Annotated in this window: 9 protein-coding genes; all 9 read right to left on the bottom strand. The window is 38.2% G+C overall.

Annotation, left to right across the window (positions count from 1 at the left end; genetic code table 11):
* Nucleotides 1-387 precede the first annotated feature (387 nt).
* The 9 genes from spoVE to rsmH all read right to left on the bottom strand — a co-directional run bounded on the left by spoVE (nt 388) and on the right by rsmH (nt 12,737).
* On the bottom strand, nt 388-1,500 hold the full coding sequence (gene spoVE / locus CWR48_RS12990) for a stage V sporulation protein E (RefSeq protein ID WP_115773648.1): 1,113 nt from the start codon (nt 1,498-1,500) through the stop codon (nt 388-390).
* Nucleotides 1,501-1,577: 77 nt separating this feature from the next.
* Nucleotides 1,578-2,927 (bottom strand): UDP-N-acetylmuramoyl-L-alanine--D-glutamate ligase, encoded by a 1,350-nt coding sequence (gene murD, locus CWR48_RS12985; RefSeq protein WP_115773647.1) that lies wholly within the window; start codon nt 2,925-2,927, stop codon nt 1,578-1,580.
* Entirely contained in the window at nt 2,924-3,910 is a 987-nt protein-coding gene (gene mraY, locus CWR48_RS12980) for a phospho-N-acetylmuramoyl-pentapeptide-transferase (protein ID WP_115773646.1), read from the bottom strand. Before mraY ends, murD begins: the two co-directional genes overlap by 4 nt.
* A gap of 40 nt (nt 3,911-3,950) precedes the next feature.
* Nucleotides 3,951-5,312, bottom strand: a complete 1,362-nt coding sequence (locus CWR48_RS12975) for a UDP-N-acetylmuramoyl-tripeptide--D-alanyl-D-alanine ligase (RefSeq protein WP_115773645.1) — start codon at nt 5,310-5,312, stop codon at nt 3,951-3,953.
* Nucleotides 5,313-5,314: 2 nt separating this feature from the next.
* Nucleotides 5,315-6,787 carry a UDP-N-acetylmuramoyl-L-alanyl-D-glutamate--2,6-diaminopimelate ligase gene (locus CWR48_RS12970; RefSeq protein ID WP_115773644.1) on the bottom strand — a complete coding sequence of 491 codons (1,473 nt, stop codon included), beginning with the start codon at nt 6,785-6,787 and terminating at the stop codon, nt 5,315-5,317.
* Nucleotides 6,788-6,849: 62 nt separating this feature from the next.
* The gene (locus CWR48_RS12965; RefSeq protein ID WP_115773643.1) at nt 6,850-8,793 is read right to left on the bottom strand and encodes a stage V sporulation protein D; all 1,944 of its coding nucleotides are present in this window, start codon (nt 8,791-8,793) and stop codon (nt 6,850-6,852) included.
* Nucleotides 8,794-9,141: 348 nt separating this feature from the next.
* Complete coding sequence (locus tag CWR48_RS12960) at nt 9,142-11,370, bottom strand: penicillin-binding transpeptidase domain-containing protein (RefSeq protein ID WP_115773642.1); 2,229 nt, start codon at nt 11,368-11,370, stop codon at nt 9,142-9,144.
* A 15-nt stretch (nt 11,371-11,385) separates the two neighbouring features.
* Nucleotides 11,386-11,760, bottom strand: coding sequence for a cell division protein FtsL (gene ftsL, locus CWR48_RS12955; RefSeq protein ID WP_115773641.1), 375 nt, complete (start codon nt 11,758-11,760; stop codon nt 11,386-11,388).
* A complete protein-coding gene (rsmH, locus tag CWR48_RS12950; RefSeq protein WP_115773640.1) occupies nt 11,760-12,737 on the bottom strand; it encodes a 16S rRNA (cytosine(1402)-N(4))-methyltransferase RsmH in 978 nt (325 codons plus the stop codon). Before rsmH ends, ftsL begins: the two co-directional genes overlap by 1 nt.
* Between the last annotated feature and the right edge of the window lie 64 nt (nt 12,738-12,801).

The raw sequence follows: 12,801 nt of genomic DNA, 5'->3' as shown, positions 1-12,801 counted from the left end.
AAGAAAGTTTACCCATACACCCGTATTTTCAAGAGTATTTTCCTATAAAGTGTCCTTGGAAAAAGAGAAGGTATTCCATTTAAATAGAGAGATAGGAAGCTAATTTTTACTTGCACAATCCCCATCGTAAGAAATACACGAAGACTCCTGCGGGAAGAAGATCCTAGGTGAGACTACGAAGTGCGTCAGCACAAGGAGGCTCACCAGCTCCCCGCAGAAAGCGAAGTGTATTTCTGGAGCGACTGGCCTGAGAGCCCTTAGCACATTAGAGTAGTTCGCACTTTTATATCTACTATGCACTCTTTCAAACTAATTGCTATAATCTATCCTCAAAACATCACGTTTTAGATAAGAAAATTAATACCAAGCATTTCCATTTCATCCTGACTAAATTTTGGAATGAATGCTAATATTTAACAGTATACCAACGGAGCATAATGTTAATGTAAGCGAGGACCCACCATAGCTTAGAAATGGCAAAGTAATTCCTGTCACAGGGATTAATCCAATTACGACACTAATATTAATCATCGTTTGAACTGTCAGCATCACGACAATCCCTAATGCGAGAAATCTTCCGAATAAATCTGGCGCCTCCAAGGAAATTTTTATCCCGCGCCATAGGAGTAATAGAAATAAACCGATAATAAACATACCACCGATATAACCAAGCTCCTCTGCTAAAATCGCAAAAATAAAATCGGTTTGTGGCTCCGGTAAGTAGAAGTACTTCTGTAGGCTATTTCCTAAACCAAGCCCCATTAATCCACCAGGACCAATCGCATATAAAGATTGGATGATTTGAAACCCATCCCCTAATGGATCCTCCCATGGATCTAGAAAAGCTGTAATTCTTCTAATTCGATATGGTGCAGAGGCAATCAATAGGACAAAACCAATAATTCCAAGTGACGCTAGTCCAAAAAAATGGGATAATCTTGCACCCGCGACAAAGATCATTACCATACAGGTAAGCACTAAAACCAGGCCAGTGCCAAGGTCCGGCTGGAGCATGATTAAACCAAATGCCGTAAACACTAGCAACAGACATGGGATAAACCCTTTTGTTAGCGATGTAATATATTTTTGGCTTGTTGCCAGTAAACCAGCTAGAAAAATAATTAATCCAAGCTTCATAAATTCCGATGGCTGGATACTAAACGCACCAACACCAATCCAGCTTTGTGCTCCACCTCTTACTAGTCCGACCCCGGGGATGAGAACTATTATAAGCATGCCAAAACAGATAAGTAAAATGGGCTTGCTATACCTTATCCACGTACTATATGGGATAAACATGAAAACGAACATCGCCATAACTCCAACACCAGCAAAGAGCAATTGTCGTTTTAGATAGAAATAGGCATCATCAAATTTATACTCTGCCCAAACATAAGAGGAACTAAATACCATAATAATTCCTATTGATAGTAAAATAAGAATAATCGTAAGCAAGAAAAAATCCGGTTTATTTTTGTCCTTTAGTAGTTTTTTAAACAAAAAAATACCCCTTTTCCTAGAAATTGGAATAGGGGCAGAAAATATTTGATATGATTGTGACGGATTGATACAAGCCCCTACACTAGTCTATGCACAGCTTGTATAAACATGTCACCTCTTTCTTCAAAAGTACGGTATTGATCCCAGCTTGCACATGATGGTGAGAGAAGAATCACGTCATTTTCATCAGAAATTGCATATGCCTTCTTAGCTGCTTCCTCCACATTCTGAGCGATTTCAATCGTTTTAATTCCAGCTTGTTTTCCAAGTGCACTTAACTTTTCTTTCGTTTGCCCAAATAATACCATTGCTTTCACATGGCTTAAATATGGCAACAAATCCGTAAATTCATTTCCACGGTCAAGTCCACCAGCTAATAATATCGTCGGCTGCGTAAAGGCTGCCAATGCCTTTTGCGTTGCAAGAATATTGGTTGCTTTGGAATCATTATAAAACAGCCGACCATTGATTGTATTAATATATTGTAGACGATGCTTCACACCAGTAAAAGTAATTAATACATTTCGTATACCTTCATTTGTTGCACCATCTAATTTAGCTGCTGCGATTGCCGCTAAAATATTTTCAATATTATGACTTCCGACTAAGACAACTTCATTACGATCAATTACTTTTTCATCTTTAAAATAAATACTTGTATTATCAATCCAAGCACCATTTTCCACTTTTCTCCTCGTTGAAAAAGGAACCAATTTGGATGTTGCCTCTTTCACCGCTTCCACAATCACAGGATCATCCGCATTATATACTAGATAATCATCGGCTGTTTGCTGCTTGAAAATATTGCATTTCGCTTTAACGTAATTATCCATTGTTTTATGATAATCCAAATGTGCCTCAAAAATATTTAATAAGACAGCAATTTTCGGTCGGAATTTAACAATCCCTTGTAACTGGAAAGAGGATAATTCCAATACGAGCGATTCTTCTTTTTCAAGTGACTGTGCCGCTTCAATTGCAACGATACCAATATTCCCCGCTACTTTAACTGGTTGATTACTTTGGGCCAACATTTCTGTTATCAAGGTAGTTGTTGTTGTTTTACCATTGGACCCCGTTATACCAATAATTGGCCCCTCTACTAGACTATAAGCAATTTCTATTTCGGTAATTATGGGAATATTTCGTCTCTCTGCCTCCACAATTATCGGATTATCATAAGGAATACCAGGATTTTTTACGACAATTTCTATTTTATCCAGCACTTCTAATGGATGTTCACCAACAACTACTTCAGCACCTAGAGCTTCGAGATTAATGACAATCTCATCCTCTTTTACTGCATTTCGATCGTTGACACGAACCTTTTTTCCATTTGCTAACAATACATTAGCAGCTGCTGTACCACTTTTTGCAAGTCCCAAAACGAGGACATTTGTATACGGGAAATCGATTAATTTTTTCAATTTATGCCCACCTCAATAAAGATGCCTAGAGCGGCGAAAATAATTCCAATGATCCAGAACGTGGTTACAACGCGCCATTCCGACCATCCTAATAGCTCATAGTGATGGTGTAACGGGCTCATTTTAAACACTCGTTTACCTGTTGTCTTAAAGGAAATGACTTGAATAATTACGGAAAGCGTTTCGATTACAAACACGCCACCGATGACAACTAAGAGAATCTCTGTCTTCGTTAAAATCGCAACCGCTGCAATTGACCCTCCAAGTGCTAATGACCCGGTATCGCCCATAAACACCTTAGCAGGATGCGCATTGAATATGAGGAACCCTAATAATGCACCGACAACGGCCAAAGTAAAGATGCCAACTTCCGCTTGCGATCCAAGATACCAAGCAATAATTCCAAATGCTCCAAAAGCGATTACTGCCGTACCTGAAAGTAATCCATCTAATCCATCCGTTAAGTTCACAGCATTGGATGATCCTACAAGCATTACGATGATTAATAATGCATATGCCCAACCCAGTTCCCATTGAATGTCAGTCCCAGGTATTTGGATATACGTTGGAAAATCATGACTACGTAAAATAAAGAAAAATACGAGTGCAATTACAATTTGTCCTATAAATTTCTGTAAGGAAGTTAAACCTAAATTTCGTTTTAATGCTACTTTTATAAAATCATCTAAAAATCCTAATAGACCATAGCCAACGAGAACAAAAATCAATAGCCAAAACTCATAGCTAATGGAATCACCTGACACTCTGTATACCATGATAAGTGATGTAATGATAATACTCAAAATAATCATGATTCCACCCATTGTAGGTGTACCCGTCTTCTTCAAATGTGATTGCGGTCCTTCTTCTCGGATGCTTTGTCCAAACTTTAATCGTCTTAAAAATGGAATAAAAATCGGAGACAAAAGGACGGTGATTAAAAATGCAATTGCTATTGTAATAATTAAAGCAGTTATATTCATTGTTATTCCTCCTCTTACCTTTACCGTCCGTTATAATGAGTTAATTCAGAATTTCCTTTATTAATGTTTCAAAATGTAAGCCCCTGGATGCCTTAAATAAAACAATGGATTCTTTTTCTAAGTATGGTTCAAGCGCCTTAAGTAATGAAGCTTTTTCTGTAAAATGTTTACACCTGATTTCCCCGCCTTTTTCCATTACGGCATTCGAGATAACTTCCGAATGATCACCATATGTAAATACTGCATTGATTGACGAATCAATTACTTCGGCAATCGAACGATGCAATTGTTCTGAATGCTCCCCTAATTCTAGAACATCACCGAGCACCAACACCTTGCTCTTAAATCCTTTCATCTGTTTCACCACTTCAATCGCAGCCTTCATCGAAGTAGGTGAAGCATTGTATGCATCATTGATAATGGATGCACCACCTCTACCCTCCATCAGTTCAAATCGCATGGAGGTCTGCTCTAGGCTAAGCAATGCAGACTTTCTTGTACTTAGATTGATTCCCAAACGTTCCCCTAATATAATAGCATAGGTTGCGTTTTTTGCGTGGTGTTTTCCTAATAATGGAACAACATAATTTGTCTCATCTGATAATTTAAAACTTGTAGCTTGTAATGAAAGATTGACATTGCTAATGATCACATCATTATCATTATTAAAACCACATGATACCGTATTTGAATACGTATTTAATTGGTTTAATAAAGGCTCATCCCCATCGATGATTAGAAGAGCCTTTTCTTTTAGCCCATTAATGATTTCTAATTTCGCTTTAGCAATTCCTTCTCTAGATCCAAGGAATTCAATATGCGATTCACCGATATTCGTAATAATCGCATAATCTGGTTTAGCAATTTTTGATAATAAATCAATTTCACCAAATCCGCTCATTCCCATTTCAAGTACAAGCACTTCTGTGTTTTTTTTCATCGACAAAATCGTCAGTGGTAAACCAATATGATTATTAAAATTACCATTTGTATAATGGGTAATATATGTAGATTTCATCATTGCGGCAACTAAGTCCTTTGTTGTCGTCTTTCCGTTCGAACCAGTGATTCCAATCACGATTGGATTCACATCATCAAGATAATTGGTTGCGAGCTGCTGCAATCCAGTAGTTGTATCCTCTACGAAAAATACCGGAAAATCAGTTGGAATTAATGTTGGTAGGCTTCTTCCTTTCTCCCATAATACTGCAACAGCCCCATTATTAATGGCCTGCTTCACATAATGATGCCCATCAAAATTATCACCGACAATCGGTACAAATAAAGATTTCTTTATTTGTACACGACTGTCTGTATTAACCGCATCAATTTGAATTAAGTTTTTTGCATCACCTTGAAAGTCCGTAAATCGTTCCGATAACCAATTTGTAGTAAATAACATGTTCATTTCTCCTTAGCATTTATTGCGTCCCTTGCTATTTTACGATCATCAAAGTCATATTTTACATGACCAATCTGTTGGTAGGTTTCATGACCTTTCCCCGCAATTAATACAATATCATCTTTTCTAGCATATTGAATAGCTTTATTTATTGCTTTTTTCCGGTCAACAATAACTTCGAATTTTTCTGTATCATTTAGTCCGTTGATCATATCCTCTAGAATCACATTTGGATCCTCTGTTCTCGGATTATCTGATGTAAAAATTGCATAATCTGCATATTTCAATGCGATGGCCGCCATTAGTGGACGCTTAGAGCGATCACGATCTCCACCGCAACCGACGACAACATATACTTTTCGCTTTGCTATTTCCTTGCTCGTTTGCAGGACATTTTCTAACGAGTCTGGTGTATGTGCATAATCGACGATGACACCATATAATTGTCCTAGCGAGACCGATTCAAATCGCCCATCCACACCTTGAATATGCTCTATCGCGATTTTAATGGTGGATAAGGGAATATTTGCAGCAATTCCGGCGGCAGTCGCAGCGAGTATATTATATACATTAAACATACCAATTAACTTACTATTAACAGTAATATTGCCAATGGGTGTTAATAACTGAAATTTGCTCCCCGCAGCGGTTAATATTATATCTGTAGCCATAACATCTGCTTGCTTTTGACGTCCATAAGTGATAATTTGCTGTGCTGTACTTCGCTTTAATATCCTACTTACAGGATCATCCTCATTAATAACCGCAAACTTTTTTGTGTTGTTATGATAGCTATTCCCCAATTGGGCAAATAGCAGACTTTTAGCATGTAAATAATCATCTAAATTTTTATGATAATCCAAATGATCCTGCGACAGGTTTGTAAAGATTGCGATGTCAAATTCACAACCATACACCCTTCCTAAATCAAGTGCATGTGAGGATACTTCCATGATTACTTGTTCCACATCAGCATGAATCATCTCATAAAATGTCCGTTGCAAAATTAAGGCATTTGGGGTTGTATTTTCAACGGGATAGGTTTGATTGCCTATTTTCGTCTGGATTGTTCCGATAACACCTGTTTTGGTATTATTCGCATTAAAGATACTTTCCAGTAAATAGGTGATGGTTGTTTTGCCATTTGTTCCTGTCACACCAATTAGTGGCAGCTGATGTGTTGGATAATGATAGAATTTTGCTGCAAGCATTGCTAAAGCCCGCTGTGTTTCTTTTACATAAATGACTGGAACAGACGAGGTTATCTCCTGTTCAGCAATTATTGCAACAGCTCCATTATCCACTGCTTCTTTAACATATTGATGACCATCCGTTGTAAATCCAGTAATACATATAAACAAGCTTCCTTGCTGCACCTTACGTGAATCAATCGCAATATCCGTTATTTCTACATCCTCAATTAATGAATTTCTGTTATAAAAAGATAGACTCAAGAGCAATTCTTTTAATTTCATAACAAACATCCTTTATTCATTGATGACCAACACTTCTACAGCGCAATTCATGTTAACACAAATTACTCATCTGCTCGACTGTTTTTATCACCTAAATAAATTCTCACCTTAGCGCCTTCCTCCAGTTTAGAGCCTGCAGCAGGTGCTTGATCAATAATGTAATTTCCTGTTCCACTTGTTTCAACAGATAAATTAATCAGCATTTCTGCTAATTCACTCTTTGTAGAGCCGATTAAATCCGGGACTTCCACTTTTGGTTGTTCAGGCCAAAGATATTCTTTTTCCAATCCGTCTGTTCTAGGTTCCACACCCATTGCCCTAAGACTATCACCAATAATTGCACCAACTATCGGTGCTGCTACTGTTCCACCAAATTGAACCGTGTTTTTTGGATTATCGATTGCAACATAAACAACAATTTCTGGATCATCTGCAGGTGCGAAGCCGATAAAGGAAACGATATGATTATTTTGCATATACCTTCCATTTGGTCCTACTTTTTGCGCGGTTCCGGTTTTTCCGCCTACCCGGTACCCTTCAACATATGCTGGTCTACCTGTCCCTTGTGCAACAACACTTTCCAGGGCATAACGAATTTCTTCTGATGTTGCTTCAGAGATCACCTTTTCCTTTAAAACTGGTTGAATCGTTTCTACCGTCTGACCGGTTTTCGCATCAATCCATTCTTTCGCAATATGTGGTTCATATAAATGTCCCCCATTGACTGCTGCTGCTACTGCCATTACTTGCTGGATTGGGGTTACGGATACACCTTGACCGAATGCTGTCGTTGCAAGCTCAACCGGCCCAACATTATCAAGTTTGAACAGGATTCCAGACCCTTCCCCTTGCAAGTCAATCCCTGTTTTTCTACCAAATCCAAATTTATCAATATATGAAAACAGCTTCTCCTTACCAAGCATTAACCCTAAATTTACAAATCCAGGATTACAAGAGTTCTGGACAACTTCAAGATACGTTTGATCCCCATGGCCTCCACGTTTCCAACAATGAAGATGTGCACCTCCAACCGTAATCTCTCCATCATCAAAATAATGGTCATTTTCTAGATCCACAATATCTTCCTCTAACGCTGCAGCTAGCGTAATAATCTTGAAGGTTGAACCCGGTTCATATGAACTCCAAATCGGTAAATTACGGTCAAATACAGCTGCATCTACTTCTTGGTAATTTTCCGGATTGAAATTAGGGCGGCTTGACATGCCAAGTACACCACCTGTTTTGGGATTGACAGCAATCGCAATCGCACCATCTGGATTATATTTCGATTCGGCTAGATCAAGTTCCCTTTCCATAATAGTCTGTACTTTCGAATTAATCGTCGTCTTCAAATTCAATCCATCTTTTGGGGCGCTGTAAATATCTGCAAAATCATCTAATCTTTGTCCTTTTGCATCGGAGTAGAAGGATAGACTACCTTTATCTCCACTTAATTGCTCATCATAATAAAGTTCAAGCCCCATCAGCCCTTGGTTATCGATTCCAGCGAAGCCCAAAACATGAGATAAATAATCCCCATATGGATAATGCCGTTTCGAATCCTTTGCAAGATATACCCCGTCCATATTTAACGTACGGATTGCTAATTCCTGTTCCTCTGATATTTTAATACCTTCTGGGCGAATATTTACACTTGAACTCGCCTTTGTGATTTGTTTATAAATTTTATCAACGGATACATCTAATACGGTTGCCAGTTTTTGTGCAGTGTCTTCGGGATTTTTGATTTGTCTTGGGACAACCACAAGGGATGGTGCCGTTACATTCTCCGCTAATATTTCCCCTTCTTCATCAAGAATATGGCCACGTTCAGGCTCGAATACAATATCCCTTGTCCATAATTCATTCGCTTCTGCCATCAATCGATCACCAATGACAAACTGTACATAGCCTAAACGCACGCAAATAATAGCAAGTACGAGCAATCCAAAAAGAAAAACAGTGACTATCCTTTTTCTAACGACTACAGTAGATACACGTTTCATTTTCCATCCTCATTTCATAGGTAGGCTTGTATCCACTATATGAATGTCAAAAATCGAATAGAACACTGTTTCACGAACAAAAGTGGAAGCGGCCGTTTAGCGACGTACTACCAAGCCTTTAGCAGTAAGAGATAAAGGAAACATGCCCCCGCACTTTTGGAGTATGCCGACGTTGGCAAAGCCTGGTTTTAGTCGGCCTCCCTAAATCACTGGAATCGATGTTAACTTATCGTACGGAGGTGATGGAAATCTCACTACAGCTTTAGCGCTGGAGCTAGACGTGGTTTCAGCTGTCATCGAAAGTAAACAAGGAAATTTTTATACTTTCATATTTATTAAGTGCAAATATTACTCATTTCCAGTATCATCTTCCGGGGTTTCTGCTGTATCAACCGGCTCTTCTTCTATCTTACTAGGAACCTCGAACTCTACACCTAAATAATCTTTTTCCTTTATAGTGGTACCTTCTTTAATATTCTGTGTCACCGCAAAACCATTTCCTAGTATTTCAACCTTTAATTTTAGTAGATCTGCGATTTCCAGCGTATCACGAACAGACCAACCAATAATATTCGGCATTGTTGGCTCATCCGTAACCAACATTATCCGCTCTTGAGGTAGGACAGTGTCTCCCTCATTAACATTTGCCGAAACAATCCTACTGCCGTTACCAATCGTTGTGACGTTTGCACCTTGATCTGTCAGGTTTCTTACAATATCTGCTGAATTCCCTTTTATTATGTTGGGAATTTCGATTAACTTAATGGGATCTCCCCCATCTTTATCTGGGTCGATATTAAGATAATGCAAACCATTTTCCATAACATTTGTAAAAATAAAGGATACTGGCATCGCTCCGGTTTGGGTTTCATCTAACTCTGGTTGTTGAACAGAAACATACATCATCAGTTGTGGATCATCAATTGGCGCCATACCTAGAAATGAAAATACATAATTTTCCTTCCCAGTTAAATAGCCACCATTAGGATTCGGGATTTGTGCAGTACCCGATTTCCCACCAACGGAGTAATCTTGTAATTCGTATCTTCCAGATGTTCCTCCCTCAGCGGTCACAGTAGATTCAAGCAATGTGAGTACTTGCTTTGCTGTCTCTTCTGAAATTGGTTCCCCAACAACATTCGGTGCCTTTTCCTCAATTATGTCCCCTGTTGTTGAATCAACAATTTTTTGAATAACATATGGCTGAAGCATTTTTCCATTATTTGCAATTGCAGTTGCTGCCTTCATTTGTTGAATAGGGGTCAATGTCGAACCTTGCCCAAATGATGTTGTAATCTTTTCAAGTGGCCAGTTATAAAGAATATGTCCTGCCACTTCACCCGGTAGATCAATCCCTGTATTTTTATCCAAATCAAATGCTTGGAGGTATTCCAAGTATTTCTCGGTTCCTAACTTTTCCCAAACTAGTTTTGCTGCCGCAACATTGGATGAACGCTCAAATCCTTCATCAAAAGATATGGTACCCCAGCCTTTTCCATTATTATGATCATGGATGGCTGCAATTTTTTCGTTCACTCGATAGCTCCCAGATTGATAGCCCTCACTACCATTATAAACACCTTCTTCAATTGCCGCTGCCCAGGTAAATATCTTCATCGTTGATCCTGGCTCAAATGGTGTTGAAACCGCATCATTATACCAATTTTCTACGTTTGCAGGATTGTTTGGATTATAACTTGGTCGACTACTCATTGCGAGTACTTCACCTGTCTTCGGATCCATGACAACCGCAGTTATTCGCTTTGGATTATACTCCTTAACAACCTCTGTTAACACATCTTCAACAAGGGTTTGAATCTTTTGATCAATTGTTAAATAAACATCATTTCCGTTCTCTGGTTCCTGAATGATTTCATTTGGATTCAGCAACCGTTTATTATATTTATCCCGTTGATAAGAAATATAACCGTTCTTTCCACCTAGAATATCATTCATCTGATTCTCAATGCCTGCAATACCATTAATTTGATTCTTAATTTCACCGTCTTCTTGTACTTCTGTTTCTCTTGCAAACCCAATAATGTGAGATGCAAACATACCGTTTGGATAATATCTGATGGAGTCTTTGTCAAAATTAATACCTGGTAGTTTTAATTCGAGGATTTCGTCTCGTTGTTGTTGCGAAAGTTCATTCGCTATCTTACCAAATTCAACTTGGAATCGATCATTTTCAATACCGTTCAACAATGGCTGTAAAATTGCATCCGCTTCTACCCCTAACAATGGTGCTATTAGTTCCGCAGTTTTCTCTGGATCTTCTACATGTCTAGGTTTCTCTGAATTCTCCGAGTACTTATCATCAAGAATTGCGTACATTCGAAAAATCGGTCGATCATACGCTAAGGTCATCCCATTATTATCATAAATTTTCCCGCGCTCTGCATGCAACGTGTAAGATGATGTACGCTTTTGCTTCGCCCATTCTTCCAATGAAACACCATCAACAACACCTGTTGCTTGGATATACATGAATCTTCCGGTTAAAACAATGAAGGCTATAGTAAATAATGGGATTAGGATTCCTGCAATAACATGTGTTGTTTTATTTTTCCTCATTATGATTGCCCCTTGTTAATTGTTGAATACTTGTGCCTGTTTCACTTCCGCATCCTGGATTTTCAACCCATTCCTCTTGGCTATCTCAATGATCCGTTCTGGTCTGCTAAGTTCTTTCTTTTCAAACTGGAGTGCTTCATTTTTCAGTTCTAGGCTTTGCGCTGTTTGTTCCAACGTTTGTAATTCCCGATTTAAAGCATCTGTAGATGATGAATAAGAAACAATGAAAATGGATATTGCGATTAAGGCAGCAGAAAAAATGGTATAAATTACTTTTTCACCCTTAGTGACCCATCCCTGTTTTTTTACTTTTACGGATACTTTTTGTTCTTTTTTTGGGGCTTGCTGCGGACTTGATTGTTGCCAGCTTCGAGCATTATTAGTATTCATTATTTTTTCCACCCTTCCTCATAAGCAAATTCATTTTGCCAGTTATTTACTTTTTCAATTATTCGTAACTTTGCAGATCTAGATCTGCGGTTGTATTCTAACTCGTTATCTCCTGCGATAATTGGCTTTTTAGTAATTAATTTAAATGGTGCTTCATGATCTTTTGGCAGAATAGGAAGGTTTCTAGGCGTTTCTTTCGCCGTACTCCACTTTTTAAATGCCTGTTTACAAAGTCTATCTTCTAATGAATGAAAGGTAATAACAACAATTCTCCCCTCCAAGCTGATTACCCTTGCTGCTTGATGTAGTGCATCATTGAAAGCTTCAAGCTCATCATTTACCGCAATTCGTAAAGCCTGGAATATTCGTTTTGCTGGATGTCCACCCGTTCTTCTAGCTGCTGCTGGAATCCCATCTTTAATAATTTCAACTAATTCATGCGTCGTATTAATTGGCGCTATTTCTCGATACGCTTCAATCTTACGCGCCACTTGCTTGGAAAATTTTTCTTCTCCATATTTGAAGAAAATTGAAACCAATTGATTATATGACCATGTGTTAACAATTTCAAATGCTGTCAATTCCTGATCTTGATTCATCCTCATATCAAGCTGTGCATCGTGGTGATAGCTAAAGCCTCTCTCACCTCGATCAAGCTGTGGTGAAGATACACCTAAATCAAATAGGATTCCATCAACATGCGTAATATTATGTTCAGTCAATTGCTGTTCTAATCCACGGAAATTGGAATGGATAAAAAGAATATTTTCTTGATATTTTTTTAATCTTTCCTTTGCTGCTGCTAATGCATCTAAATCTTGGTCAAATGCAATTAATAAGCCATCTCCATTTAATCTTGATGCAATTTCTTCTGAATGACCGCCACCACCGACTGTGCAATCGACATATGTACCATTAGGATTAATAGCAAGTCCGTTAATTGTTTCTTTTTTCAGTACACTATAATGTTCAAACATTTAAATAATCCACCCACTTCTCTTTATCAAGCTTCCGCATTTAACTTTAGAAAACTTGGTTGTC

The sequence above is a fragment of the Oceanobacillus arenosus genome (genome assembly GCF_003369575.1).
Lineage (GTDB): Bacteria > Bacillota > Bacilli > Bacillales > Amphibacillaceae > Oceanobacillus > Oceanobacillus arenosus.
The sequence above is the reverse complement of the archived record's forward strand: the minus strand, read 5'-3'. Positions and strand labels throughout refer to the sequence as shown.

Coding starts and splice junctions, on each gene's coding strand:
- CWR48_RS12960 (WP_115773642.1), bottom strand. CDS start 11,370: ATGAGGAAAAATAAAACAACACATGTTATTGCAGGAATCCTAATCCCA.
- CWR48_RS12975 (WP_115773645.1), bottom strand. CDS start 5,312: ATGTTATTTACTACAAATTGGTTATCGGAACGATTTACGGACTTTCAA.
- mraY (WP_115773646.1), bottom strand. CDS start 3,910: ATGAATATAACTGCTTTAATTATTACAATAGCAATTGCATTTTTAATC.
- CWR48_RS12965 (WP_115773643.1), bottom strand. CDS start 8,793: ATGAAACGTGTATCTACTGTAGTCGTTAGAAAAAGGATAGTCACTGTT.
- ftsL (WP_115773641.1), bottom strand. CDS start 11,760: ATGAATACTAATAATGCTCGAAGCTGGCAACAATCAAGTCCGCAGCAA.
- rsmH (WP_115773640.1), bottom strand. CDS start 12,737: ATGTTTGAACATTATAGTGTACTGAAAAAAGAAACAATTAACGGACTT.
- CWR48_RS12970 (WP_115773644.1), bottom strand. CDS start 6,787: ATGAAATTAAAAGAATTGCTCTTGAGTCTATCTTTTTATAACAGAAAT.